Raw genomic sequence first — 26,370 nt, forward strand, 5'->3', positions numbered from 1 at the left:
ATTTTAAAGGAATTTTCCAGGCCAAGGGAGAATGGATATAGTAGGAGGGGAGGAGAAATATGCTTAGTGCAATGAAAGAGGATGGGACATGGATCACCCTTCCTGAAAAACTGACGGGAAACCAGCTCCTGGCAATGAAGGCATCAACAGGATATTTCTGTCCCTGCTGTAAAACAGAAGTGATGATCAAAGCCGGAATGATAAAAATCCCTCATTTTGCCCACAAGAATAATACTTCGTGTCATGCTTCATCGGAACCTGAATCCACTTATCATTTAATGGGAAAAAGAAACCTGTATCAATGGTTGGTATCACATAAGTTTCATGCGAAGTTAGAAGCCTATATTCCGGCAATCAAGAGAAGGACGGATATATTGCTGACAATCGATGATCAGCGCTACGCGATAGAATTCCAGTGCTCCATCATTTCCGAGGCTGACTTCCATGAACGGACAAGAGCCTATCAAAGTGTGAAAGTCATACCCATTTGGATCATGGGCGCCAAGCAATTGAAACGAAAGAGTAAATATGAATTCAGTCTATCTGCCTTTCAGTGGCTATTTGTCAGTGGTACGTATCAGCATCCATTTCTGTGGATGTATTGTCCTGAATCTCATCAACTATCCGCATTGAAAAACATGGCCCCTTTCTCAAAAAGAAGCGTTTTGGCAGAACTGACCACAGCCCCTTTAAATCTTTTATCCCCCAATCAAATGACACCTCGATATTGTGATGCCTTTCCTTTTTTGATGGCTTGGAGAAAGAAACGGAAAAGCTGGTGCCTCCACCGGGTAAGAACAGCAAAAAGGAGTGATCCTTTCTTTTATGGCCTCTATACCCATCACCTTTCTCCTGCAACGATTCCCATAGAAATCGGTGTTCCAATTCAGGGCATGCACCTAATCGAGACACCGGCAATCGAATGGCAAGCTTGGCTATACATGGATGTGTTTCAAAAGAAAAAAATCGGGGAAAAAATTGAAATGAATGAAGTGCTCGGTCATTTCAATAGACGAATCAAGCTGGGGAATATCAGGCAGCGCCCTTTACCTCTTATCAAAGAGAAAGATGTGGGAAACCCTGTAAGAAAGTATATTCATTTATTAGAAAAGCTGGGATATTTAAAAGAGTGGAAAGAAGGAATCTTTACGGTTACCACTCCGTTTACTGTGCCGATTACAAGTGATCAAAGTGAGGCTTTAGAAAGAATTTTCTATCAAAAGAGCAAGTTTATGATAGAAAAGGCATATATCCATTATAATGAGTTATAACCACTCTATTCCTTTTGACTGGGTTGTAGCAGGATTATGATGGTGAACGCAGAATAGTATGGAGTAAGAGAAGTATCGTTTTGCATGGGAAATGCAAATGGCTCAGGAAGTAAATAAGTCGTACATGCCCTGGTAAAGATAAGGGTAATAAGGGTAAGTTTTATTAGAATGGAGAGGAATTTATTATGACACAGGAAACTAAAGTGAACACATTACCTTCAAGAAGTGAGATTCCGGCTGAAGATACATGGAGACTTGAGGATATATATGCGACGGAGGAAGATTGGGAAGCAGCCTTCAAAGATGTAAAAGAACAGCTGTTGAAAGCGGAAGCATATAAAGGAACATTGGGTGAAAGCGCTGAAAAGCTATTTGCGGCACTTCAATTCCAAGATGAAGTATTTGAAAAGATGGGTAAAGTGTATGCGTATTCACATATGCGTAACGACCAGGATACAACGAATCCCTTTTATCAAGGAATGGAAGACAGGGCGAAGGCACTGTATGCTCAGGCTGCCGCAGCCTTCTCATATATCGTTCCAGAACTGTTAAGCATTGATGAAAACAAAGTCCAGGAATTTTTGGAGGAAAAAGAAGAACTAAAGTTATATAAACATTCTTTGGAGGAAATCAACCTACAGAGACCGCATATTTTAAATGCAGAACAGGAGTCATTACTGGCTCAGGCCTCCGAAGTACTCGATAATTCCGGCAATATCTTCAGCATGTTGAATAATGCGGATTTGAAGTTCCCCGTTATTAAAGATGAAGAGGGCAATGAAGTGGAAATCACTCATGGAAGGTATATTCGTTTCCTTGAGAGCGAAGACCGCCGTGTCCGTCAAGACGCATTTAAAGGCATATACAGCAAGTATGGAGAGTTCCGTAATACATTTGCTTCTACCTTATCAGGTGAAGTGAAGAATCATAACTTCAACGCAACAGTACGTAAATATGAATCCGCGCGCCAGGCGGCATTAAGTAATAATAATATTCCAGAAAGTGTATACGATAACCTCGTTCAAACGGTCAATGAAAATTTGCCATTGTTACATCGTTATCTCGACTTACGCAAAAAGGTTCTCGAGTTAGACGAGCTTCATATGTATGATTTATTCGCTCCGCTCGTAAAAGAAGTGAAGATGGAAGTGACGTATGATGAGGCGAAGGAATATGTACTTAAAGGACTTGCCCCACTTGGAGAAGACTATATAAATGTCTTAAAGGAAGGGTTTGAGAATCGCTGGGTGGATGTACAAGAGAATGTAGGGAAAAGAAGCGGGGCCTATTCCTCTGGAACATATGGAACCAATCCGTATATTTTAATGAATTGGCAGAATAACGTGAATAACCTATTCACCCTTGTTCATGAATTTGGTCATTCGGTTCATAGCTACTATACCCGTAAACACCAACCGTATCCTTATGGGAATTATTCGATTTTTGTAGCGGAGGTTGCTTCTACTTGTAACGAAAACCTGTTGAACGATTACTTGCTGAATACGATAGATGATGAAAAGAAACGTATCTATTTATTAAATCATTACTTAGAAGGCTTCCGTGGTACACTGTTCCGTCAAACGATGTTTGCCGAGTTCGAACATACCATCCATAAAAAGGCACAGAATGGGGAAGCGTTAACCGCTGATATGTTGACAAAGGAATATTATGAACTTAACAAGAAATATTTTGGAGAGAATGTAGTGATTGATGAGGAAATCGGTCTTGAATGGGCACGTATTCCACACTTCTACTATAATTACTATGTTTATCAATATGCGACAGGAATTAGTGCAGCTACTGCTCTAAGTAAACAGATTCTCACAGAAGGAGAACCAGCTGTCAAACGATATTTGGAATTCTTGAAATCAGGAAGTTCAGATTATCCGATTGAGGTATTAAAAAAGGCGGGCGTCGACATGACGAAGGCTGAGCCTGTACAAGAAGCGTTGAACGTATTCGAAGAAAAGTTAAATGAATTGGAACAGCTTTTAACAAAATAAATGGCAAAAGAGCCAACCGCCTAAAGAAAAGTCGGTTGGCTCTTTTATGTATGTTGCTATAGACCTTTAAATCGATTTCTCTGATTGAAGCTATGAAGAATAATGAAAAAAACAAAAAACAAGATGGGGGAAGTGACATACAAAGGAATGAGCTGCATGATTCCAAGTAGTTGGATGAATAAGGAGCTGATCAGGAGGATAAGTAAAATCGTACTTCTCAAAACTAGCACCTCCGCTAAATGGAATGGAAAGATGTCGGTACACTTTCTTTAAATAATATGTTTTGAAGAAAGAGGTTATTCGGAGAATATGACAATAATGTGAAATGAAGCACAATCTACTTGCACTGTTTAGATGAAATCTGATATAGTACAGATATAGAAGTTATCACATCCAACTTATACCCCTTTGTTGATTCGTGAAATTTCTCCCATCCCCTTATTCGTATAAATAGATAAAAGCCCGGCAAATTTCGCGATTTGCCGGGCTTTTATCTATTTATCAAACTCTAGAAAAGTGAGTAAGGAAAAATAAAAGAAAATGAACTTGGCTATAGAATGAAACGAGATTCATTCTCGAAAAATTTGAATTATTCACTTGTGAACAATTTGTGAAATAAGACACAAAGTAGTTGAAAGTGGGTCGCTCACCTGGTATATTACTGACATGAAGTAATTCACATCTAAACTTATACCCCTTTGTTTGATCGTGAAGATTTCTCCCATCCCCTATTGTTCGTATTAATAGATAAGAAAACCCGGTAAATTCCCCAATTTACCGGGTTTTCTTGTTGTTGGATAACTTCATTCGGTAATTTGGAAAATGGTGGATGAAAGACCAACGGAAAAAAAGTGAACAAAATGTGAAATTATGCACAAAGTGATTGAAATATGGTCTAGCTATCTGCTATATTACTAACATGAAGTAATCACACCAAACTTATACCCCTTTGTTTGATCGTGAAATTTCTCCATCCCCTTTGTTCGTATAAATATACAGAAAACCGGTGAATTCCCCAATTCACCGGTTTTCTTGTATTTAAATGGAGGAAGAAGCTATTTCTTCCGAATTCATAAAAGAAAAAGTGAACATATTGTGAACTTATACACAAATCAGTTGATGAAATGATGGGAAATCTGTTATAGTACTAAATGAAGTGAATCACATCTAAACTTATACCCCTTTGTTTGATCGTGTAAATTTCCCATCCCCTTTTGTTCAAATATATGAATAAAAAGACAAAGCCCGGCAAATTCCCCAATTTGCCGGGCTTTTTGTGTAGATGAGAGGGGGCGTTCGATAAGACCGTCATTTCGTCGGCTTTTCGGTGTACCTCCAAAATGTTCCGTACTTAGCAGGTATTTTTTCTGCCACTTGTTTTAAAACGAGCTTTTTCATTTCCAGCTCCACGGTACTTTTACTCATATTATAGACCGTTTCAATTTCTTTGGTGGCAACTAGTTTAAAACAACGTATAAACTCCTCAAGAGAAGGTGGCTCAGCTGGGTCTGGGAGACCATTTAAGATGTCCCTCAATATCTGAACGTATACCTCATAGGAATATACCCCAGAAACCTTAATTCCTTCTTCCTCAATATTTTGATTGAAGAATACGAGTGAAGGAATTTCAGTGACCTCCATTTCACTTGTGATTTTCAAGTCACATTGAAAGCCTTTGGATGCACTGGAGGAGTTTATGTCATGAAGAAATTCTTCTACATCCAACCCTACGCTTTGAGCACATTCGGTCAGTACCTTGATATTGGAAATATCCTTTTTTCCAATGAAAACGTATTCTTGAAGCTGCCTTAAGAAACGAATGGCTAGTTTTCTACCCTGTAATTCGGCCGCTTTAATGGCTATGGATGCAGCGTAGGGAGAGGAAATGGGATTTTCGGTCCATAAGCTTCCATCACAAGACATTCCAGAACGGCTGGCTGTCTTTTCCCAAACTTGGGCGATGTTTTCAAAGTTTTTATGATTGCCGATATTTAGTGAATTAATCTTTCCACTTAAAACATGACGTAGGCTGAATAACTGGCCATATTCCACCTGCAATTTTCTTATGATTGGTTCAAGGCCCCAGCATTCAGGGCAAAGTGGATCAACAAAAACATAGATTTCTAATGGTTTCTTTCCTACATCATAACAATGTTGTGTTTTTATCCAATCGGAAATATTGAAAACTGGTTTTTGTGTGCTCAACTGTCTTCTCCTTTCCCGTCTATACCGGATGTATTGATCATATGCTGTGCTGTCAAATAGAGGCGATGGTAGAAAAATTCGCGAATTTCACCTTCAAGACCAATTTCGTCCATAGCGTGATACATGCAGGAAAGCCATGCTTTTGCACGATCTGGTGTAATTTCAAAAGGTATATGTCGAGCCCGCAACATAGGGTGACCGTGTTCCGAGGTGTATAAGGAAGGCCCCCCTAAATATTGCGTCATGAATTGTTTTTGTTTACGGACTGTCTCTGATAAATCGTCAGGAAAAATCGGTTTCAGTTCCGGATGTTGACTAACGTTGGAGTAAAATGCATCAATTAACTTGTGTAATTGTCCCTCTCCAATTAATTCATATGGTGTAGGGTTCTCTTTCGTCATGTTGATTACTCCTTTAAAAGAAAGATGTTTGATATTTAATCATATTTTAACAATCGCTTACTCATATAACAAATATCTAGCTTCAATAATACTTCCCCATAATGTTTTTTCACAAATGGAGGAGGGGAATTTTGCAGTTGTTCAAGCTGTTTTCGAAAAGATATCAACGATAAAAATAGCCGACCCAGAAGAAGGGTCGGCTAATGATTTCAGCTCATAAAGTTATTGAACACTTTCTGAACATAATTTTGAGTTTCGGAAAAAGGCGGTATGCCGTTGTATTTATCGACGTTACCCGGTCCGGCATTATAGGCTGCAAGGGCCATTTGGACATCCCCGTTATAACGGGAGAGCATCTGGCTTAAGTATTTACTCCCACCCATGATATTTTGCTTGGGATCGGTTATGTCTTCTACTCCCAGACTTCTTGCGGTCGCAGGCATCAATTGCATGAGCCCTGCTGCCCCAGCGTAGCTTGTCGCTGATGGGTTAAAATTGGATTCCTGTTTAATCACTGACCTAATCAATTTTTCCGGAAGGTTATATAGAGTCGCGGCCTCGCTGATCATATCATCAAAGTTCGTGACCGTCTCGCTTGTCTTTTTTTCTGGGAGAGCGGTTGTCAACGGGTTGTTGAGTGAATGTATCGTGTTGGATTGAAGGATGGACTTTGCCTCAGTTTCTACGTTAGACAGAAGGGACCCCAATGATTGCGATGTGTTTTCCAAAGTATCGCTTGACATGAGTCCCGTCAGCATTTCCTGAAACATTGATCGCGACGAGGATGTATTCGTGATAGTGCCTGTCGAGAATTGTTGTATGGCTTGCAAATCCATCAATGTCCTAAAGTCCTGAACTTTCAAATGTACCACCTCCATATCTATTTTTGGTCGGATTTAATCACTGAATTTCGCCCGATAGAATCTCTTTACTTTATTTTCGGTTTTCCGTACCGGAATTTGAAGTGATTCTAAAAGTTTAAAAAACTTTTTTTGCCCATCGGCCCGATCCGTCACTTCATATTCGAGCTCGTAATCTTCATGTCCCAAATATGAGCTATGATCTAAAACAAGCAAACCTCCCTGGAATGGGAATTCTGAACGGTCCGTTTGTAAAGTGCCAAAACATGTGAAATCCTCTGGAATTAGATTGTTTTCTATAATCAGGTCATGAACAGGGCCTTCAGGGAAAATTCCTTCTTTTAAGAAGGAATTTGCGATATCCTTCGTGATCGCTTGATTGGTTTCCAATAGACCCTCGCTTGCGGGTTGCTTCAAGGTTAACTCGTACTGGCCATTTTTCTCCCGTATACGGAGGGCTGAGTTCTGACCTTTCAACTGAAATTTCGCTGTATCAAAATAGTGATTTTGCTGAGTTTTGAAGGTTGATGAATGTACTTGAAAATGGTCCAAAAGCTGTTTGAATTCTTTTTCATTCAAAAGATTCTTAAATTCAATTTCGATATGTTGATCCATGATTTATCCCTCTCCAAGCTGTTATTTTAGTTTAATCATATAAGAACCATTCGAGCTGTCAAATCGAATGAATATTTTTTCATTATCATACTTGAATATTTAGGAATCAATTGCCGAATATGATAAAATATAAACATTGAGCATATAAATTAGTTCAGTATACAGCAACATCAAAATTATACATATTTTTCACTATACATATCCTTGGGGAGAAGCAGTGGTAAGAACTGCTGGAGGAACTCATACAGATGATTCGAATCGTTCTGCCCATACCAGATTTGAACAGGCGTTTCGAAAGAAGTGGGTGGTGTGGCAATGGAAAGTTGGGATGATTTCTTAGCGCCTTATATACAGGCCGTTGAGGAATTAAAAGTTAAATTAAAAGGCTTAAGAAAACAATTTGAGAGAGAGAATATTCATTCTCCCATAGAGTTCGTAACGGGTAGGGTGAAGCCGATTGACAGCATCTTGAACAAGGCTAGTCAGAAGGGTATTCCCATCGATAAGTTTGGGGCTGAGATACAAGATATCGCCGGACTTCGGATGATGTGTCAGTTCGTCGATGATATTGAACAGGTCGTAGGACTCCTGAGGAGCCGGAATGATTTTGAGATTGTAGAGGAAAGAAATTATATTTCCCATAAAAAAGCAAGTGGCTACCGTTCCTATCATGTTGTCATTCGCTATCCTGTCCAGACCATTCATGGTGAGAAAAACATATTGGCCGAGATTCAAATCAGAACCTTGGCTATGAACTTTTGGGCAACCATTGAACACTCTTTAAATTATAAATATCAAGGGGCTTTCCCCGAAGATATCCAATTACGATTGAAACGTGCTGCAGAGGCTGCGTTCCTGCTTGATGCGGAAATGTCACAAATCCGTACTGAAATACAGGAGGCACAGCGTCTTTTTTCAAGGAAAAAGGATTCCTGAAAGTGGTAAAGATAAAGACGGAAGAATTCAAACAGAGTTAGGTGGTATTGTATGAAATTTGCGATTACTTCAAAGGGAGATGCAAAATCTAATACGTTAATGCAAAGGATGAGGACGTATCTCCAAGACTTTCAATTGGAATATGATGAAGATCAGCCGGATATCGTCATTTCGGTCGGCGGTGACGGTACGCTGTTATATGCTTTTCATCGATATAAGAATCGGCTCGATAAGACGGCCTTTGTCGGTGTGCATACGGGGCACCTCGGATTTTATGCGGATTGGACTCCCGATGAAATAGAGAAACTAGTGATTGCTTTAGCAAAGACTCCTTTTCAAGTCGTCGAATATCCTCTGTTGGAAACGATTGTGCGCTATCAGCATGGTGGACGGGAAGCAAGATTCTTATCTTTAAATGAATCAACGGTCAAAAGCGTCGAAGGGACATTGGTCATGGATGTAGAGATACGTGGTCAGCACTTCGAAACATTCCGTGGGGATGGACTATGCATTGCCACTCCTTCTGGAAGCACCGCTTATAATAAAGCGCTGGGAGGGGCCATCGTCCACCCTTCGATAGATGCAATTCAAATAACGGAATTGGCGTCGATTAATAACCGGGTGTTCAGGACGGTTGGATCTCCACTTTTACTGCCTGCGCATCATACGTGCATGTTCAGGCCAGTCAATGCTGTCAATTTTCAAATCACGATCGATCATCTGACTCTACTACAAGAAGATGTGAAATCCATTCAATGTCGGGTGGCGGATGAAAAGATCCGTTTTGCAAGATTCCGGCCGTTTCCTTTCTGGAAAAGGGTCCATGATTCATTCATTGCCAATTAAGGAGATTATATTACCTCATGTCAAATCAAAAATTTTCTTTAAGTTGGGCGGTTTCTGAAGAGGATTCTGGCTCTTTATTGAGAGATTTTCTCGGCAAATGCGATATCTCAAAACGGGCGTTAACGGATATTAAATTTAAAGGCGGTTCCATCATGGTCAATGGTCTTGAGGTGACAGTGAGGGAGCGCATAAAAACTGGTGATGGCATCACCGTCATTTTTCCACCGGAAGAGGGAAGCGAGGGGCTATTACCTGAAGATATTCCCCTTCGAATCCGTTATGAAGACGATTATGTATTAGTCGTAGTCAAGCCTCAATCCATGAACACCATCCCTTCCCGTGAACATCCGAATGGGAGCCTTGCAAATGGATTAGCTGGTTACTATAAAAAGAGGGATATACAGGCAACGATCCATATCGTTACTAGACTTGACCGCGATACCTCGGGATTGGTCTTGATTGCGAAGCATAGGCATATCCACCATCTTTTAAGTGAACAGCAAAAGTTGGGGCAAGTTAAACGGCGCTATCAAGCGGTAGCTGAGGGTCAAATCGAGGGCCCCGTTGGAAAAGTAGAGGTACCCATCGGTCGGAAATCGACAAGTATTATTGAACGTGAAGTACGGGAAGACGGCCGTTATGCTTGTACACTCTTTGAAGTACAAGCCCACACAGAAGATCATACGTTCCTTAAGCTGGAACTTCTGACAGGCAGGACACATCAAATAAGGGTGCACATGGCCCATATTGGACACCCGCTTGCAGGCGATGATCTGTATGGCGGCCACAGGGATAGGATTGACCGTCAGGCTCTTCATTGCTATGAATTGAAGTTCCTGCATCCCTTTACAAAAAAGGTATTGAAGTTTCAGGAAAACCTACCCCTGGATATGTTGGTTCTTCTAGAAAAGAATTAGTATGAAAAAACTCAAACCCAAAAAAACTCACCAAAACCGGCGAGTTTTTTTGGTTATTTAGAAGAGGACCTGAATTTATCTGCTACATAGGGTAAAGAAGAGGGAACGCTCTGCAATTCCATTTCCGGGTAGCGAAGGGCAGTGAGCTTCCCACCGAAAACGCACCCGGTATCAATGTTGTAGGTGCGATTGACACAGATGGCTTCAGGAACGGGAGTATGGCCATACACAATCCACGCTTTCCCTTTATAGGATTGGGCCCAGTCCCTTCTGACAGGGGAACCGTCAGGATGCTTGGCCCCATTGATATCGCCATAAAGGACAAAGGTTTTTACCTTGCTGCCAGATTGACCGATTAAATCGTGACGGATGCCTGCATGAGCTATAATTAAACGGCCTTCATCGATTAATTGATATAGGGGAGATTGTTCATATAAATCCATGAACTGTTTACGGATTTTCTTCTGTTCACGGTTATTCAACGCCTGGTACTCCGCTACAGTTGTCTCCAGTCCGTGAGATACCTGTACCTTATTTCCTGAAAAATACCGATACAGTTTATTACAGTGATTTCCTGGTGCATAAAGCGCAATTTTTTTATTGATGACCAATTCGTAAACGACTTCAATAACACGGAGTGATTCAGGACCACGGTCAGTCAAATCACCCACAAATCCTAATATTCTCCCGTGGGGATGGACTGGAATTCCGCTTTCCCAGCCATAGCCCATATTCAACGTCAATTCCTTAAATTCAGTGAAGCAACCGTGTATGTCTCCGATGATATCAATCTTCATACTACACGTCCTTTGTTTGTTTTATTTATATTTATGGTATTAGTATAGTATTATTTCAAAAAATAATATATTAAGTACAAAATAAAAAAATGTTTGGGAGGTGTAACCTTGGAAGAGAAGATGGAAAGAGAAATTAATAAACAGAATAGAGACCTTTTGGTTAACGCACTTAAACATGAAAATCTGGATCAGTTCCGTATAGAGTTCCTTGATATGCATCCTTATGATCAGGCCCAATTTTATACGAGTTTAAAGGAAGAGTACCGGCCAGTATTGTATCGCTACTTATCACCGGAAGAAATGGCGGACCTTTTTGAAAATATAGAAATAGATGAAGAAGAATACGAAAACCTTCTAGCTGAAATGGATCCTTCCTATGCAGCCGATATGCTTTCCCATATGTACGCAGATGATGCGGCCGATGTCCTGAACGAAATCAACGATGAGCAAGCCGTTAGCTATTTGACGATCATGGATGATGAAGCGGCTAGTGAGATTCAAGAACTGCTGCATTATGAAGAGTCGACTGCCGGAAGTATAATGACCACCGAGTTCATTGCAATTGAAGCAAACGAAACGGCGCGTTCGGCCATGCAGATTTTAAAACGGGAAGCCCCGCAAGCAGAGACGATTTATTATGTGTTTGTTACGGACCAAGATAAAAAGTTACTTGGCGTGTTATCACTGCGGACATTAATCATTGCGGATGAAGATGCTTTGATTGGTGATTTGATGGATGAACGGGTCGTTTCCGTCCCTGTCTCAGAGGACCAGGAAGAAGTGGCGCGTAAAATTAGGGATTATAATTTTCTAGCCGTGCCGGTTGTGGATTTTCAGAACCATCTATTAGGAATTATAACCGTCGATGATATCATTGATGTCATGGACGAAGAAGCATCGGATGATTACTCCAAATTAGCAGGTGTATCCGACCTTGACCATGTAGATAAAAGTGCTTTTTCAGCTGCGAAAAAGCGATTGCCGTGGTTGGTCATCCTTTTATTTCTAGGTTTATTGACTGCGAGTCTGATCGGGAGGTTTGAAGAGACGCTTAGCCAAAAAGCCATCCTTGCCGTTTTCATCCCCTTGATTGGCGGGATGGCCGGAAATACGGGGACACAGGCTCTTGCTGTCGCGATTCGAGGAATTGCGACAGGTGATTTGGAAGAGGAAAGTAAATGGAAACTGATCATCCGAGAGGCTGGGACGGGGTTTATTACCGGTTTGACTTGTGGAATCGTTATAACGGGTATTGTCTACTTTTGGAAACACGATTTCATGTTAGGGTTATTGGTCGGCATTTCGATCTTCATTACCTTGATTGTGGCGACGCTAGCCGGATCGTTGGTCCCGTTGCTCATGCATAAAATGAAAATTGACCCTGCCGTTGCATCTGGTCCTTTCATTACAACCATTAATGATATCATCAGTATTCTCATCTATTTCGGATTGGCCACTTTATTGATGGGGTATTTATTGTAAGCGAAGGATTCGACTTTCGCTTACATTTTCAGTAGGTTAGAAAACGGTATTTTTCTTTCTTATTATTTGTTATAATGGAAATTAGTATCAGGTACTAATAACTTGTATTAATTTTAGGAGGATCATATACACATGACTTTTTCATTAGAAGGAAAAACGTTCGTCATCATGGGTGTCGCCAACAAAAGAAGCATCGCTTGGGGAGTGGCCCGTTCCTTACATAAAGCGGGTGCCAAGCTGATTTTTACATATGGGAAAGAACGTACAGAAAAAAGTGTCAAGGAGTTGTCTTCCACTTTGGAGGGCGAACCTTCAATCATCCTGCAATGCGATGTAACAAAGGATGAAGATATCGAGAAGTGCTTTGCTTCCATTAAGGAGAAGGTGGGAGTCATTCATGGTGTCGCTCATTGTGTGGCATTTGCTAATAAAGAAGAGCTAGATGGAGATTTTGTCAATACTAGCCGTGAAGGATTCTTGCTTGCACACAATATTAGTTCCTTCTCGTTAACGGCTGTGGCTAAGGCGGCGAAAGAAATCATGCCAGAAGGTGGAAGCATTGTCACCATGACCTATCTTGGTGGCGAAAGAGTCATGCCGAATTATAATGTGATGGGTGTGGCTAAGGCGTCACTTGAAGCCAACGTACGGTATTTATCAAGTGATCTTGGTAAGGATAATATTCGTGTCAATGCCATATCTGCAGGGCCAATTCGCACCCTTTCCGCCAAAGGCGTTCGTGACTTCAACACCATCTTGAAGAAAATCGAAGAAGAAGCACCGCTCCGTCGTACAACTACTCCGGAGGAAGTCGGGGACACTGCCGTTTTCCTATTCAGTGACATGTCACGCGGAATCACAGGGGAAAATATCCATGTGGATTCAGGTTACCATATTATTGGATGAGGAATAGGGGGCCTCAATAGACAATCTCGTCATTGATGCCCCCATATTGCCAGGATGCTTTCATGTATAAGCATTCTGGCTTTTTATTTTCTTATGTTTTCGACAACGATAACCTTTTATCGGTCCATATGCCCCTTATCCTTTTGGTCTTCAAAAATTGGAGTCAATTTATCCTTCCCGGTATTTTGTAGGTTCACTTCGATCTTTATCGATTTAATCGTGTCATCTTCTAATGGAATTTCTCCGTCTTTTTGAATTTCCTTCCACTTTTTAATGTCTTTTCGATAAAGGGTTTCAGAAAGTCTGAATAGATCGACTTTCTTTTCTTTTGCATATTTATAGGTGTATTTGATTTCCTTTTTGAGAATACGCTTTAATTCTCTTTCATATTCCTTAGGTGATGAATCCACCTTCATCGTCTCGATGCTCGATTTAAGTTTCATCTTGATGTGAAACCGTACCTTTCCATCCTTCTCTATAACCGGTTTCATTTTAACCTTTTTTTCGTAAACAATGACAGAAGTGTCCTGCCTGGTCCCCGGGAAAAGTGTAACACTATCGCGAACAAAGTTCTTATTTACCAGTCTTGCCCCTTTCATTGCACGAGTAGGAAAAATGGTTTTAATCTTATTTTCTGAAATGACTGCAATGCTATCCAACAGCAAGTCTTTCTTTTTTTCTTTCTGGCCGCTCCATTGTTTTGTCACTTTCATTCGGGGAATGGAAACAAAATAAGCTGGTTCGTCCATTTCAATGATAAGTTCCCTCAAGTTTATGGGTGGTATAAATGAGCTTTGCTTATAGTTCCCCTCGGGATCGCTTAATTTAGAAAAAGCCAGGGAAATATTTTCGATAGGAGCAACCAGCATTGCTTCTTTAACTGATTCCTTGGTCATATAAAAGAAAATGCGGTAACGCGTTTCACGATAGCGGTCCAGAAAATCCACTGTCTTTTTGAATCCCCCTGCATTAAGGGCTTCATCAGAAAAAATGACAAACGAAAGATGACCCCAATAAATGCGACGATCTGACGTATGATATAAATCGAAAATGGCTTCTTCCAGTGTATCCCCGGTTCCAGTTCCAACATCACTCGCATTTTGTGAACTTGGATCGCCACCCGCTTCGGTTTTAGCCAATCCCTGTAAGTTGATGATTTGAAGGTAAACGACGACCTTGCCGTCCTTATAATCGACTCCAACCCCATGGGCATATACAAGCCGTTCCGGTTCATTCGAATCCCAACACCCAGAAAGAAAGATGATAAGCACCAGTAATGGGATGAACTTGTACTTCATTTTTTTTCATCATCCCCTTTCCTCGTGGAGTCTTTTGGCGCAATGACGGTAGGCCTTCTTTTATCGAAAGTGGGGGGAACTCTAAAAAGGGTTTTAAATATATTGGTTGGACTTAAGTTAGCGGTCACTTCCAAGTAAGGGACCCCTAATATTCGGATATTACTCACGTATGCACATAAAAATAGAGCAAGAAGGAAAAAAGCGAACAGACCTAAAAAGGACGCAGAAGCAATCGAGAGAAGCCGGACCAAACTGATGACCCCTATGATGGATTGGTTAACGAGCGTGAAGGTGGCTACCGCTGAGCCTGCAATCACGACCAGCATGGCGGGGCTTGTCAATCCAGATCGGATTGCAGCATCTCCGATAATTAAGGCGCCGAGGACACTTAATGTTGGACCAATCGAACTTGGAAGGCGCATGCCGGCTTCCTTGAAGATTTCAAACACGATGACCATGGTTATGGCTTCGAGTGCAGTGGGAAGCGGTAATCCTCGCCTCGATTCAACGACAGTGGCAAGAAGGATCAAGGGAAGCTGATCTTGATGAAACGTAGTTAAGGCAACCCAAAAACCTGGTAAAAGCGCAGCAACAAAGATTCCGAAGATACGAAGTCCTCTTTCAAAGGTGGCGTAGGTTGATGTATATTCATTATCTTCTGAGGTCTTTAAGATAATAAAAAGGTTGATAGGAGTGATCATGGTATAAGCAATCCCATCGATGAGCAACAATATCCTCCCTTTTAATAGGCACTGTACCGCAAAATCAGGCTTTCCTGAATAGTGATGCCTCGGAAAAAGGATAGCAGGTTTTTCCTCGATCAATTCCATGAATTGATTCCCACTATAAATTCCGTCGACATCAAGTGATTCGATTTTCTTGGAAAGTTGATCCACCATCTCGGGATTAGAAATATCATCCATATATAAAAGAGCTACTTTGGTCAAGGTACGTCTGCCTACTTCAAAATGCTTCACACTTAAGGAATTGGTGCGCATCCGCTTCCTGATCAAAGCGACATTGACTGATAAATCCTCTATGAAATTATCCCGAGGTCCTTTAATGGTAACTTCAGCTGATGTCTCCTCGGGACTACGTTGTGGACGGTTCGCTATATTGGAAGATAATAATCGATTCGTACCTAATACATGGATGATCAATTTTCCCGAGTATATCTCGGCAAATAGTTGTTCCGTTGTCGTCAATTCTGTTAACTGTGGGAGGTGAAGGGAGGATTTTAAGTCCTCGACCGTAATCTTTCCTTTTTTATATTTCTGGAAAAAAAGAGTCAACCTCTCGAACACAAGATTATTCAATAATTCATTGTCGATCAACCCTTCACAGCCAATTAATGTGACTTTAACAGGGGCATCATCACGATAGAAAGCGTTTTGAAAAAAAACATCCTCAGAATTTCGGAAAACCTCTTTCAAATATTCTTCATCTGTACGAAGAGGCTCTTTGGTAACCGAGTCTTGCTTAATCGGTTTGGATGCTTGCTTTTCCTTTTTGTTGAACATCGGATTTGGTCCTCCTTTTTCGGCGATTTTTGAAAAAAACGAAAAGGCTCAATAGAATGGACACCGCTAAAAAGTAATAGAAAGTTCCAGGCATGATAAATGTTTTAATGATGAAATATAAATCGATATCACTGATTCTATATAAATTAGAAATGATCAAGACCAGGGAAAAAATGATGAGTAGAATCGTTTTATTCCGCTTCTTTTTAATGGAAAGGACTTCGATGGATAGAAATAGTAAAAAGGAGACCCTTATAAAAGCACCGGTTAACCATTGATAAATCGACAGAAAGTCAAGGTGCTCGATGAAGCGGCCCAATGTGACCAACCCCCATTGCTCAAATGCAGGATATTTTTGTCTGGCAGCTTCCTTCGGTCCAAACTCGGTAATCGATCCGATAAGCGGTCCCAGTATGAGTAAAGTAAGGATTAAGGCATTGAAGAAAAACACCTTATATTTTAACGGTCCATGAACTTTTTGCTGCATGAACAGAAGCGCCATCAATTCTATCAATCCGGATAAAGGATAGATGATACCGGAAAAAATGGGTTTCCACCCATGTTCCAGCACCGGTCTCAAAAGTGTATAGTCCTTGAATTGAATATTGGTGAAGGCGACAAACAATCCGAATGCAATGACTGCAGTCAATACGAAGGTATTCACGATGGCGATCGTTTGTATGTTTGTATTTGCGAGAAAAAAACATAATCCCGTGAATAGGATGATTTCAATGAAGGGAGGGGTAACCGGTAAGTAGGATACCTTGGTCCATACCACCATCTCTTTCAATGAGACTGCCGCTAATATGACGAAGAGCATGCTTAGGGAAATCGCTAGTACCTTCCCAGGCAGCTTGCCAATGTTCATTTCGACCCATTTGAAAACATTTTCATGTGCCGTGGCTTTGTGAATAAAGTACAAAAGCACACACCAACCCACAATGAGAAAAAAGGAAATAAGGACAGTGATCCACCCATCCCGTTTTGCAGCCGGTAATAAATGAGGGAGGATTGTCACATGATTCTTTAAACCGACAGCAGTCATTATGATCAAAGATAGTTGTACAGTTGAAATTTTCCCGTTTTTTCTCATCTTTGTTTACTCCTTTACTATCATTCTTCGTTTAGTTATCTCCATTTCATTCCGGAATATCCAATAGTGGACGTTTCTCCTTTTTTGGAAGAAGGTTACTTACCGAGCATAAAAAACGGAGTGCTTCATATAGATGATACATAGAGCAGATAAAAGCCTGTAGTGTGAAAAATCGGTGGGAACCCCTTTGAAATCCATTGTTGAATGAGTGAAGGAGGGAAAGTTATGGACGTGAAAAAGCGTCTGTCTTTTACCAATGGGGTGCAAACAGTATGTGAGCCTCCGGTCAAACAGATAAACCCTACCAGTAAGAGACTAGATGGTTCCTATAATACGGAGGAATTGCTGGAATTATTGGGGAGACTGCCTGCTTTTGCGCCTAAACCTGTTTGTAAGTTCACCATTAATGGCCGCACTCTATTCGGAAAGTTGGAACAAAAACAGGAATCCAGTCTTTTTATCAGGCATCATTTTGGTAAAGAGGTCGTCAAATACCATATAGAGCAGCTTCAATCCGTGGTTATCTTGAAATATTAGGAGGATTTGCATGTCAGAAAATAAAAATGATAAAAAATCAAAACCTTTACTATATGTCGATCAAGTAGAAGTGAAGGCCCAAAGAGGGAACATGCAAAGTGATTACCGGACAAAAAGAAAAAAGAAAGAAGTGTCAGCAGAGCCTGAAGTAGTCGAAGATGACCGAAAGACTCAAAAAATAGAAAAGATAAAACAGGAGTTCGGTGTGTACGAGGCAATGAAGGAAATTGAATCGGAACTGAGTGAAATAAAAAAAATAACGGACCAATACGTACCTGAACCAGAACAAGAACATGCGCCCGTGGAAACTGCCGAGGAAATTCCTATAGATCTTGAACCAGAAAAGAAAAAAACCAAAAGGAAGAAAAAGGTGGAGAAGGTTTCGACAACTGACCTCATAACACGCCTTTCCCAACATAAAGGATACCCAAAACCAGTTTGTGAAGCAGTTATCCATGGTGAAACGGTTAGGTTTCAAGTCATGGGGATGAGGGGGGAGTCGGTAAAGATCAAAAGGGGGAACCATATCCGGTTCGTCAGATTGCCGGATATAATGAATGCTACTATTATCGAAGAGTCCAATTAGTGAAGGAGCAAAATATACATGTTTCTCTCGCAGTCTGATTTGACAATCGTGCTTCTATTAGGTCTAGCTTCATTTAGGCTTACTCGATTAATCGTTTTTGATAAAATAACCGAACCTTTGCGTCGTCCATTCTTTAAAGAAATTGAAGAAAAAGGTGAAGATGGGACGGCTGAAGTTTACCTAGTTCCAAAAGAAAAGGGATTGAGTGGTTGGATTGGTCAATTGCTTAGTTGTTTTTGGTGTGTAGGTGTGTGGTCCAGCCTCTTTCTGGTCATCCTTTATCTTGAGCATGTGTTCATGGGGCAAGTATTGATCTTGGTCCTTGCCGTTGCTGCAGTCGGTTCCATAATTGAAGTGATTATCAGTAAAATTATGGATATTTGACGGAGTACAACTTGTCTTTTTTATCATATAGTATGGTATAGATGATAAAGGAGGGTCACAAATGAATTATAAACAGAATCCATGGCAGTATGCTGCGAAACCAATCAAAAAAGATCAGCCTGTCAAAATTAAAAAAGATTGTGGCTGTAATAAAAGCAAAAAAAACAAAGCCTATTAAATAAACGGAACCCTTCCTCTTTGGAAGGGTTTCTTTTATTTCCTAATCCTACCATTCATAAAAAATGGGATAAACAAGAAGATAATAATAGAACGTTAAATTAGGATGTGATTCTATGTTCAGAAAACGGAGAATTTTATATGTTAGCTGGATGTCTCTAGCAGTCATTATGCTCCTATTAACTGGCTGCAGCAGTAAAGATGATGGGAAAACAGAAGGATTGGCTTTAATCAAGCGAACGAATCCGGAACCGATGGATATCATTCACGGAGAAGATGAAGAAGATGAAAAAGGACTCATTACGAAAGTTAAGGAGATGGTAAGTGATGAAGACGAAATTTATGATGTGATCGTTGTCAAAAATGGTAAGAAAATCCTCGTGGCTTATAAAGTAAAGCATCTACAGCGTTTTCATATGAAAAAAATCGATAAAAACGTGACAAAAAAATTGGAAGACAAGTATCCAAAGTATAAATTTATCATTTCCAGCGATTATAAAATCTTTTTGGAGTCAGTAAGGTTGGATGAATTGCTTAAGGAAAAAGATGTACCAGAAAAGAAAGCGAAAAAGAAATTCAAAGAAATAGTTGAGCTTCATAAGGAATTAATATAAGAAGGCGAGGTTTCAAAGTATGAGCGGAAAGGAAAAGACGACCCCACAGCAAGATGAATATAAACAGCTTCAAGGCAAGCACGAGATTAAAAGGCCTGTCTTGACCAATTGTCTAAAAGCTTTTTTGGTAGGCGGTATTTTCTGCATAGTGGGACAAGCCATTTCTTATTTCTATATTTACTTCTTTAATTTCACGGAGCAGACGGCCGGGAGCCCAACCACTGCAACCATGGTATTTCTTGCTCTTTTAATGACGGGCTTCGGATTTTATGACCGGATTGGGCAATTTGCTGGAGCTGGTAGTGCCGTACCTGTTACTGGCTTCGGTAACGCGGTCATCTCAGCGGCCATCGAGCATCGTACGGAAGGATTCGTCCTTGGTGTGGGTTCCAATATGTTTAAATTGGCGGGATCGGTCATTCTATTTGGTGTATTTTCCGCTTTCGTCGTGGCTTTAATCAAAACGATTATTCAGATGATAGGGGGTTAATCGATGCTAAAGGGGAGACAAACTTGGACGTTCGCTAATAAACCAATCATTTTAAGTACGGGTGTAACGGGCGGACCTTTTGAAGCAAATGGTGAAATTCCGGGTGACTTTGACATTCTGTACAGCGACCTGTGGATGGAGCAGGATTCGTATGAAAAGGCCCATCGTCATTTGATGGAAAAATCAGTGGAGATTGCCCTGCAAAAAGGGGGAATTGAAAAGGAACAAGTGCAATTTTTTCTGGCAGGGGATTTAATCAACCAGATTACACCCACCAGTCTGGCAGCTAGAACCAATGGGATTCCGTACTTCGGTTTGTTCGGTGCTTGTTCTACATCGATGGAAGGTCTTGCCCTGGCAGCCTTCATCACCAATTACGGTGGGGCTAACTATGTGCTGACAGGGGCGTCTAGTCATAATGCAGCCGTCGAAAAACAATTCCGTTATCCAACAGAGTATGGGGGACAGAAACCACCTACTGCTCAGTGGACGATAACCGGTGCGGGGGTAGCTTTGGTGACTCCAAATGGTACGAGGCAGGAGGCATACCCTCATGTTGTTTCCGCTACCATTGGAAGAGTCATTGACATGGGGTTGAAGGATCCTTTCAATATGGGGGGGGCAATGGCACCCGCTGCCGTAGATACGATTATCGCTCATTTCAGAGACACGGGTCTTACCCCTGACCATTATGACTTGATTGTCACTGGTGATTTAGGGCAGATAGGAAGGTCCACGGCGTTGGATCTTTTGAAGGAAAAAGGATGTAGGATCAACCAGGAAAAATTCAAAGACTGTGGATTGATCATTTATAAAAAGGATCAGCCTGTTTTAGCTGGTGGAAGTGGTGCCGGTTGTTCCGCAGCCGTGTTATACGGTCATTTATTAAATGAAATGAGTCAGGGGAAATATAAACGGATATTATTGATTGCAACAGGGGCATTATTGTCACCGTTAACGTATCAGCAAAAAGAATCGATTCCGTGTATTGCCCATGCGGTGGCCATTGAGTATGGGACAAATACATGAAAAAGGAGAGATCAGGATGTTAGCAATGTTTTTTTGGGCCTTTGTCATCGGAGGCTTGATTTGTGTAATCGGCCAGCTTTTATTCGACTTGGCTAAGCTAACCCCGGCACATACACTAAGCTTATTCGTTGTAATAGGAGCCATACTGGGAGGCTTCGAATTATATGAACCGCTTATAGACTTTGCAGGAGCAGGAGCAACCATTCCCATTGTTTCCTTTGGGAATTCCTTGGTGAACGGAGCCATGTTAGAAGCAGAAAAGCATGGGATTGTCGGCGTCCTTACCGGCATGTTTGAAATCACGAGTTCAGGAATCTCTGCAGCTATCATCTTTGGATTTATCGGAGCTTTGGTCTTCAGACCGAAAGGATGATCCATACATAGCGGAAATGGGCATGATGTTTAGGGCATGGCCTATACATATTGTCCCACCCTACATATATTATCAGTGAGCTCAATTTGAGAGCGAGGTGATTGTAATATGTTTGGTTATGGTGGCTACGGATGTGGCGGTTGCAATGAAGGCTATGGCTATGGATATGGAGGCGAAGCATACAGTGGTGGTGGCTTTGGTGCTGGATCCACGTTCGTCTTGATCGTTGTATTGTTTATCCTATTAGTTATTGTCGGGGCTTCTTTCTGTTAGTGTAATTGGAATAGGCTGTATTAGCCTATTCCTTTTTTTATTGATTTTTATGGACCTTGCACATATCCCTCATCCTTCCATAAGATAGATACAGAAAAGGAGGGGCTTAGGCATGGATAATAATTTGTTTAAAAACATAGAAGGAAAAACGGGTGTAAACATGAAGGATGTTATGGAATTGGCAAACTCACTACAGGGTGCCAATTTTAAAGATGAAACGACTGTCAGGAATGTAATTAAAAGGGTATCTCAAATAGCCAATAAACCAGTCAACAAGGAAATGGAAGACAAAATCGTACATTCTATCGTTGCTGAGGGAAATAAACTGGATTTCGGGACAATTTCCAATATGATGAATAAAAAATAGTAAGCGAAACAGGAGCCTGCAGTATTGCAGGCTCCTGTCTGTTTCCCTGGATATCTTTAAAGATTCAAGAACCTGGATGGGTGGGCCGTCCTTCCACGTCTCGTTTGCGGGACAGAGATATAAAGATTCTTTTTGGCCCGGGTCGCCGCCACATAAAGCAATCTCCTTTCCTCTTCAAGAGGACCAAGTTCACCCTTACGATACGAATCCAATGCAAAGTCATGGGGAAGGCTGCCATCAACCGCAGCCAGAATATAAACAGATTGATATTCAAGGCCTTTAGAGCGGTGAATCGTCGTGAGCTGAATGGCATCTTTAAAGTGCTTGGATAGCTGTTTCACTTCCTGAACCATGGCAGTCATATGATCGACATGGTCGAGGAAGGAAGCGACTGTGGGAAACCGATTAGCAGCCACTTTCAAATCACGAATATCATCCGAACCTTTTTCCAAGTTGGCTTCATTTCCCCTTTTCTTTACATACTCCTGATAGCCCAAATCCTTCTCGATGACTTCTAAAGCCACGAGCGGGGACATGGTCTTTATAGAACGGATTTGTGCCGGTATTGCTTTTAACTTACGTTCTTGAAAGGCATGTCCCGTTTTTACAAAAGCAAAAGCATCGATAAAGTCACAATCTTGCAAGATCGTCTGGGCTTTTAGCTCCTGTAGGACACTCTGCTTTAAAAACAAGGAAGAAAGGACGTCAGAAGCGGCCTTGCTATCCTGAGGGTGCAGGCTTAAGCGCATGAATGCAAGCATGCCATGGATGACCCGCCGTTGATAAAAAGAATCCGCATCCTTTTCGATCACGAAGGGAAGGTTGGAAGATGCCAGTCTTTCAAAAATGGCACGCGACATCGTATGGGTCCTGTAAAGGATGGCGAAGTCACCAGGATTGGCACCTTTGGATATCTTTTCTTGTATGTCGGTCACGATCATCGTCGCTTCGAGCTCTTCATCATGCGGATAGAATAACACAGCTGGATTCCCTTGATTATGTTGTGCCCGCATCGTTTTATCCATCCGATGCTGATTTCGTTTTATCATTCTATTTGCCGTAGCAACAATCTCATGGGAAGAACGGTAATTTTCGGTCAACTTCACGACTTGGGAACCAGGGAAATCATGGTTGAAATTCAGGATATATTTTGGATCACTCCCACGGAATGAATAGATGGCTTGATCGTCATCACCAACTGCACAAACATTTTTTGTTTCCGCTGAAAGGAGTTTTATCAACTCATATTGAACTTTATTAATATCCTGAAACTCGTCCACTAAAAAATAGCGGAACCGTTGTTGATATTTCAATAACAATTCAGGATGGCTTTTCAAAAATACGTAGCAGCCTACCAGCATATCATCGAAATCATATTTACTTGTTTGTTCTTTATACGCTTCATACTTTTTATATAGGAATAGACAGGATTTCTCCCAATCATCATTCGGTTTGACATCGTCAGGAAAAATCAACGAGTTTTTCCAGAGGCCGATTTGCTGAAGTGCCTGATCATAGGCAAATTCCTTTTCATCAAGCTCCAACTCCCGACCGGCCTGCTTCAATATTTTTTCTTTTTCCCAATTCCACTTCAACAGGAAGTCCCGTTGCCATTTTGCAGGCTCATGAAAGATCAAGATTTTATAAAAGATGCTGTGGAAGGTGCCACTAACAATTTGAGAGACGAGGGAAGGGGACATATAAGGGTAGCTGATTAGCCGCTGCTGCATCTCCTTTGCGGATTTCGCTGTAAAGGTTACAAGCATAATGCTTTTAGGATTTATTTTTTCTACAGTTAGCATATAGGCAGTCCTTACCGTCAATACTCTGGTTTTACCGCTTCCAGCCCCGGATAAAACAAGGACGGGACCTTCTATCGTTTTTACTGCTTTTAACTGTTCGTCATCAAGCATGATCCCTTTTTCAGATAGTTCCTGAAAGTAAGGGTCCAAAAGTTCTGTGCGGACGGAAGGTTTATCCAAATAGGGAGGATTGCCTGTAATGGTCCGACTTTTCAAAAATGGTTCGATAACAGTCTTCGTTTCGGTAATGGTACGTGATTTAGGAATTCTGAATCCGTTTTGTTCCATGTATTCTAAAGGTTTAGTTTCAGGTTTTGATATAGGATTTGGCATTTCACAAGCAGGTCGTGAAGGGTCACTGTGATAAAAGTAAGGTGTTTCATGAATGCCAATGAATAATTTCACTGGATTATCACATATGACACAAGAGAGCTGATCACGTTTTCCTTTTTCAAAGAGTGTCTGCAGCTCACTAGCCGAAACAGTAAGTAGATGTACGATTTCATTTTCCGATTTTGCTTGATTCATATAAATGGATACCTCAAATCTATTAAAAATATCGGCAATCTCCATTTTACCAGAGAAATAGAAAAAAAGAATCCGGAAAAGATGTTTCGTTTCATTCTGGATTGGGTATGTAAAGGACAAGAGAGCCTATATAGTGAGGAGGGTTAATGATGGGATACATAGCGCCAGTAACGCAATTCGAATACATTCAATACGCAAACCGGACAGTAGAAGCGGAGAGAAAGCCAAGAATCGTTGATGGAACGACACCCATTCAGCCAATTCGTTTTGACCAAGTGCTGGAAGACGAAACGAAGCGGTCGGAAAAATTTGACCATGTCACGAATATGAATCAGGACAGATCACCTGGAGCAGGTGCGTATAAGAATCATTTACTAATGAGGGCCCAAGAGGAAATCACGGCCGAAATGACAGGAAAAGGAGGATATGTAAACGAAATGGTCTGAGACTTCGATAGAAATACAAAAGGACACATTTATGTGTCCTTTTTGTGTTCACTCTTAAAGAACGTCTAATTCTACAATTAGAGCTAACAATAATTGTAGTAACAATTGAATGTTAACGGCGATTTGAGCATCGGTTGTAGTAATTTCGATATCACGGCTGTTTTCAACAATTGTTTTTTGACGTGTAATTTGTTTAACATTAGAAGATTGGATCAATTCTTGAGTAATGCGGTCTGCTTGGTCAGTGTCTGCAATGGAAATGCTGACGATGACCGCGATGGCTGCTTGGATTGCCGTCTGTAAAGAAAGGGCCGCCTTAACATCTGTAGAGATTACTCTTACATTACAAGAATCTTTAATGTAAACAAGCTCTTCAGAAAGTTGGAGTTGCGAATTATCCTGTTTAGCTTCTTGTTCAATTTCGTTTGCGGATTCTTCACAGAATGATGTTAGGGGATGGTTGGTGTTATTGTCTAGAGCCGACCATGATCTTTCAGAATGTTTTGTTGTATTGCAATTGTTGCTATGATATACATTTTGGTTCATGTCGTTTTTTCCTCCTTAGGGTTTAATTCCCTATTAAAATATGCTATGCATGTAAATTTGGTTGGACGAATAAATCAATTCATTCGTTTATTTTCAAATATTTTTTTGAAGAGTTTGTGCGAACGGATGAAGCATCATGGAATGAAGTGTTCAGAATGAATGGTAAAGAAGCAAGGTCCAGTCTGCGCTTCATACCGAAAAGAGCGTAATTGAATAGGAGGAATGTTAGTTATTTGTCTTTGGTATCGGAATAACTAGTGTGGTGAGAATTTGTGACGGGATTCACATCGTTTTCTGTAATGCTTTTCTCTTGATTGATAAGCAGTTCAGATTGTTTCTGTAAAAACTGTATGGTCTCCTTTAAGTGACTTCTTTCTTTATCACTCAAATCAACTTTATCCTTTTTGACACCATGCTTTCTCAAAGTCCTTGAAACGAGTAGTTCCATTAATCGTTTTTGAGATTCATCCATGTTGAATTCATTGTTACTCATGAAATTTCCCTCCTTCTTGCTTTCTATATATAGACTATGTTTATTTGTGAATATTGACATAGAATGGGAAGGGATTTTTACGAGAATGGTATATATAAAAAAACGCTGTCCCCTGTGGAAATTCCAAGGGAACAGCGTTTTTATTAGGAAATCTTTTTTTTCATCGTTTTATGGGGAATCCCTGCATCCATAAATTCCTCGGAAATGATTTCATACCCTAATTTCGAGTAAAAGGGGATGGCATGTAATTGAGCATCGAGCTTCAATTGAGAGATGTCATGAGAAATCGCAAATTCTTCAATGGCATTCATGATCAGGGCACCAGCCCCAGTTTTACGGGAGTTAGAGAGTACACAGATGCGCTGGACCTTACCGATCCCGTCAATGATTCGAAATCTCCCCGCACCAATAGGCTGCTCTTCATCGTTATATAAAACAAAGTGGGTGGAGTCTTCTTCATATTGGTCAATCTCTTCTTCAAGTGGGACATGTTGTTCCTCTACAAACACTCTTTTTCTTATGGTGTAAGCATATCCACGTTCTTGCTCGTTTTCAACAATTTTTACAAACACGAA

29 protein-coding genes are annotated in these 26,370 nt (G+C 40.8%); 17 read left to right on the forward strand and 12 right to left on the reverse strand.

Translation table 11 applies throughout. The features are described from left to right. Nucleotides 1–59: 59 nt before the first annotated feature. Together ACIQXR_RS08435 and pepF are read left to right on the forward strand one after the other, a co-directional pair. Nucleotides 60–1,271, forward strand: coding sequence for a competence protein CoiA (locus ACIQXR_RS08435; RefSeq protein ID WP_402867796.1), 1,212 nt, complete (start codon nucleotides 60–62; stop codon nucleotides 1,269–1,271). A 185-nt stretch (nucleotides 1,272–1,456) separates the two neighbouring features. Further along, nucleotides 1,457–3,274 (forward strand): oligoendopeptidase F, encoded by a 1,818-nt coding sequence (pepF, locus tag ACIQXR_RS08440; RefSeq protein ID WP_402867797.1) that lies wholly within the window; start codon nucleotides 1,457–1,459, stop codon nucleotides 3,272–3,274. Nucleotides 3,275–4,582: 1,308 nt separating this feature from the next. Here the strand turns inward: pepF and ACIQXR_RS08445 are convergent. The 4 genes from ACIQXR_RS08445 to ACIQXR_RS08460 all read right to left on the reverse strand — a co-directional run bounded on the left by ACIQXR_RS08445 (nucleotide 4,583) and on the right by ACIQXR_RS08460 (nucleotide 7,355). Continuing rightward, nucleotides 4,583–5,479 carry a ClpXP adapter SpxH family protein gene (locus tag ACIQXR_RS08445; protein ID WP_402867798.1) on the reverse strand — a complete coding sequence of 299 codons (897 nt, stop codon included), beginning with the start codon at nucleotides 5,477–5,479 and terminating at the stop codon, nucleotides 4,583–4,585. Beyond that, nucleotides 5,476–5,880, reverse strand: coding sequence for a globin domain-containing protein (locus ACIQXR_RS08450; RefSeq protein WP_402867799.1), 405 nt, complete (start codon nucleotides 5,878–5,880; stop codon nucleotides 5,476–5,478). The genes ACIQXR_RS08445 and ACIQXR_RS08450 overlap by 4 nt, the downstream gene beginning before the upstream one ends. A gap of 209 nt (nucleotides 5,881–6,089) precedes the next feature. Continuing rightward, on the reverse strand, nucleotides 6,090–6,752 hold the full coding sequence (locus tag ACIQXR_RS08455) for a lytic transglycosylase domain-containing protein (RefSeq protein ID WP_402868537.1): 663 nt from the start codon (nucleotides 6,750–6,752) through the stop codon (nucleotides 6,090–6,092). A 24-nt stretch (nucleotides 6,753–6,776) separates the two neighbouring features. Further along, nucleotides 6,777–7,355 (reverse strand): CYTH domain-containing protein, encoded by a 579-nt coding sequence (locus ACIQXR_RS08460; protein WP_402867800.1) that lies wholly within the window; start codon nucleotides 7,353–7,355, stop codon nucleotides 6,777–6,779. A 315-nt stretch (nucleotides 7,356–7,670) separates the two neighbouring features. On the opposite strand from ACIQXR_RS08460, the gene yjbM reads away from it, so the two are divergent. From yjbM to ACIQXR_RS08475, 3 genes are read left to right on the forward strand one after another with little or no spacing between them, the layout of a single operon-like run. Continuing rightward, nucleotides 7,671–8,291, forward strand: coding sequence for a GTP diphosphokinase (gene yjbM / locus ACIQXR_RS08465; RefSeq protein WP_402867801.1), 621 nt, complete (start codon nucleotides 7,671–7,673; stop codon nucleotides 8,289–8,291). 51 nt (nucleotides 8,292–8,342) lie between these two features. Next, entirely contained in the window at nucleotides 8,343–9,137 is a 795-nt protein-coding gene (locus ACIQXR_RS08470; RefSeq protein WP_402867802.1) for an NAD kinase, read from the forward strand. A 17-nt stretch (nucleotides 9,138–9,154) separates the two neighbouring features. Then, nucleotides 9,155–10,054: an RluA family pseudouridine synthase gene (locus ACIQXR_RS08475; RefSeq protein WP_402867803.1), complete on the forward strand. Its 900-nt coding sequence runs from the start codon at nucleotides 9,155–9,157 to the stop codon at nucleotides 10,052–10,054. Between the two features lie 53 nt (nucleotides 10,055–10,107). On the opposite strand, the gene prpE is transcribed toward ACIQXR_RS08475, so the two are convergent. Further along, nucleotides 10,108–10,851, reverse strand: coding sequence for a bis(5'-nucleosyl)-tetraphosphatase PrpE (prpE, locus tag ACIQXR_RS08480; protein WP_402867804.1), 744 nt, complete (start codon nucleotides 10,849–10,851; stop codon nucleotides 10,108–10,110). Nucleotides 10,852–10,971: 120 nt separating this feature from the next. Between prpE and mgtE the strand changes: the two genes are divergently transcribed. After that, nucleotides 10,972–12,333, forward strand: a complete 1,362-nt coding sequence (gene mgtE, locus ACIQXR_RS08485) for a magnesium transporter (RefSeq protein ID WP_402868540.1) — start codon at nucleotides 10,972–10,974, stop codon at nucleotides 12,331–12,333. 132 nt (nucleotides 12,334–12,465) lie between these two features. Continuing rightward, the gene (gene fabI, locus ACIQXR_RS08490) at nucleotides 12,466–13,239 is read left to right on the forward strand and encodes an enoyl-ACP reductase FabI (RefSeq protein WP_402867805.1); all 774 of its coding nucleotides are present in this window, start codon (nucleotides 12,466–12,468) and stop codon (nucleotides 13,237–13,239) included. A gap of 116 nt (nucleotides 13,240–13,355) precedes the next feature. Here the strand turns inward: fabI and ACIQXR_RS08495 are convergent, their stop codons facing one another. From ACIQXR_RS08495 to ACIQXR_RS08505, 3 genes are read right to left on the reverse strand one after another with little or no spacing between them, the layout of a single operon-like run. Then, nucleotides 13,356–14,537: a Ger(x)C family spore germination protein gene (locus ACIQXR_RS08495; RefSeq protein ID WP_402867806.1), complete on the reverse strand. Its 1,182-nt coding sequence runs from the start codon at nucleotides 14,535–14,537 to the stop codon at nucleotides 13,356–13,358. Next, entirely contained in the window at nucleotides 14,534–16,057 is a 1,524-nt protein-coding gene (locus ACIQXR_RS08500; RefSeq protein WP_402955896.1) for a spore germination protein, read from the reverse strand. Before ACIQXR_RS08500 ends, ACIQXR_RS08495 begins: the two co-directional genes overlap by 4 nt. Beyond that, the gene (locus ACIQXR_RS08505) at nucleotides 16,017–17,150 is read right to left on the reverse strand and encodes a GerAB/ArcD/ProY family transporter (protein ID WP_403079816.1); all 1,134 of its coding nucleotides are present in this window, start codon (nucleotides 17,148–17,150) and stop codon (nucleotides 16,017–16,019) included. The genes ACIQXR_RS08500 and ACIQXR_RS08505 overlap by 41 nt, the downstream gene beginning before the upstream one ends. 225 nt (nucleotides 17,151–17,375) lie before the next feature. On the opposite strand from ACIQXR_RS08505, the gene ACIQXR_RS08510 reads away from it, so the two are divergent. The 9 genes from ACIQXR_RS08510 to spoVIF all read left to right on the forward strand — a co-directional run bounded on the left by ACIQXR_RS08510 (nucleotide 17,376) and on the right by spoVIF (nucleotide 21,980). Continuing rightward, nucleotides 17,376–17,687 carry a hypothetical protein gene (locus ACIQXR_RS08510; RefSeq protein ID WP_402955900.1) on the forward strand — a complete coding sequence of 104 codons (312 nt, stop codon included), beginning with the start codon at nucleotides 17,376–17,378 and terminating at the stop codon, nucleotides 17,685–17,687. A 10-nt stretch (nucleotides 17,688–17,697) separates the two neighbouring features. Then, the gene (locus ACIQXR_RS08515) at nucleotides 17,698–18,273 is read left to right on the forward strand and encodes a hypothetical protein (protein WP_403079818.1); all 576 of its coding nucleotides are present in this window, start codon (nucleotides 17,698–17,700) and stop codon (nucleotides 18,271–18,273) included. 18 nt (nucleotides 18,274–18,291) lie between these two features. Continuing rightward, the gene (locus ACIQXR_RS08520) at nucleotides 18,292–18,657 is read left to right on the forward strand and encodes a DUF1360 domain-containing protein (protein ID WP_402867811.1); all 366 of its coding nucleotides are present in this window, start codon (nucleotides 18,292–18,294) and stop codon (nucleotides 18,655–18,657) included. 293 nt (nucleotides 18,658–18,950) lie between these two features. After that, on the forward strand, nucleotides 18,951–19,448 hold the full coding sequence (locus tag ACIQXR_RS08525; RefSeq protein WP_402867812.1) for a YhcN/YlaJ family sporulation lipoprotein: 498 nt from the start codon (nucleotides 18,951–18,953) through the stop codon (nucleotides 19,446–19,448). A 19-nt stretch (nucleotides 19,449–19,467) separates the two neighbouring features. Then, nucleotides 19,468–19,938: a stage V sporulation protein AC gene (gene spoVAC / locus ACIQXR_RS08530; RefSeq protein ID WP_402867813.1), complete on the forward strand. Its 471-nt coding sequence runs from the start codon at nucleotides 19,468–19,470 to the stop codon at nucleotides 19,936–19,938. A gap of 3 nt (nucleotides 19,939–19,941) precedes the next feature. Next, nucleotides 19,942–20,967, forward strand: a complete 1,026-nt coding sequence (spoVAD, locus tag ACIQXR_RS08535) for a stage V sporulation protein AD (RefSeq protein WP_402867814.1) — start codon at nucleotides 19,942–19,944, stop codon at nucleotides 20,965–20,967. Nucleotides 20,968–20,983: 16 nt separating this feature from the next. Continuing rightward, nucleotides 20,984–21,340 (forward strand): stage V sporulation protein AE, encoded by a 357-nt coding sequence (spoVAE, locus tag ACIQXR_RS08540; RefSeq protein ID WP_402987473.1) that lies wholly within the window; start codon nucleotides 20,984–20,986, stop codon nucleotides 21,338–21,340. 108 nt (nucleotides 21,341–21,448) lie between these two features. Continuing rightward, the gene (locus ACIQXR_RS08545) at nucleotides 21,449–21,613 is read left to right on the forward strand and encodes a YjcZ family sporulation protein (protein ID WP_402987476.1); all 165 of its coding nucleotides are present in this window, start codon (nucleotides 21,449–21,451) and stop codon (nucleotides 21,611–21,613) included. 112 nt (nucleotides 21,614–21,725) lie between these two features. Continuing rightward, nucleotides 21,726–21,980: a sporulation-specific transcription regulator SpoVIF gene (spoVIF, locus tag ACIQXR_RS08550; RefSeq protein WP_402867817.1), complete on the forward strand. Its 255-nt coding sequence runs from the start codon at nucleotides 21,726–21,728 to the stop codon at nucleotides 21,978–21,980. A 56-nt stretch (nucleotides 21,981–22,036) separates the two neighbouring features. Here spoVIF and ACIQXR_RS08555 read toward each other — a convergent pair whose 3' ends face one another. Further along, on the reverse strand, nucleotides 22,037–24,310 hold the full coding sequence (locus tag ACIQXR_RS08555) for an ATP-dependent helicase (protein WP_403079821.1): 2,274 nt from the start codon (nucleotides 24,308–24,310) through the stop codon (nucleotides 22,037–22,039). Nucleotides 24,311–24,459: 149 nt separating this feature from the next. On the opposite strand from ACIQXR_RS08555, the gene ACIQXR_RS08560 reads away from it, so the two are divergent. Beyond that, complete coding sequence (locus tag ACIQXR_RS08560) at nucleotides 24,460–24,756, forward strand: hypothetical protein (protein ID WP_402955906.1); 297 nt, start codon at nucleotides 24,460–24,462, stop codon at nucleotides 24,754–24,756. 54 nt (nucleotides 24,757–24,810) lie between these two features. Here the strand turns inward: ACIQXR_RS08560 and ACIQXR_RS08565 are convergent, their stop codons facing one another. The 3 genes from ACIQXR_RS08565 to ACIQXR_RS08575 all read right to left on the reverse strand — a co-directional run bounded on the left by ACIQXR_RS08565 (nucleotide 24,811) and on the right by ACIQXR_RS08575 (nucleotide 26,367). After that, nucleotides 24,811–25,302 (reverse strand): spore coat protein, encoded by a 492-nt coding sequence (locus ACIQXR_RS08565; protein ID WP_402867820.1) that lies wholly within the window; start codon nucleotides 25,300–25,302, stop codon nucleotides 24,811–24,813. Nucleotides 25,303–25,531: 229 nt separating this feature from the next. Then, entirely contained in the window at nucleotides 25,532–25,795 is a 264-nt protein-coding gene (locus ACIQXR_RS08570) for a hypothetical protein (RefSeq protein WP_402867821.1), read from the reverse strand. 143 nt (nucleotides 25,796–25,938) lie between these two features. Beyond that, the gene (locus ACIQXR_RS08575) at nucleotides 25,939–26,367 is read right to left on the reverse strand and encodes a GNAT family N-acetyltransferase (RefSeq protein ID WP_402867822.1); all 429 of its coding nucleotides are present in this window, start codon (nucleotides 26,365–26,367) and stop codon (nucleotides 25,939–25,941) included. Between the last annotated feature and the right edge of the window lie 3 nt (nucleotides 26,368–26,370).

This window comes from Peribacillus sp. NPDC097224 (assembly GCF_044761985.1).
GTDB lineage: Bacteria > Bacillota > Bacilli > Bacillales > DSM-1321 > Peribacillus.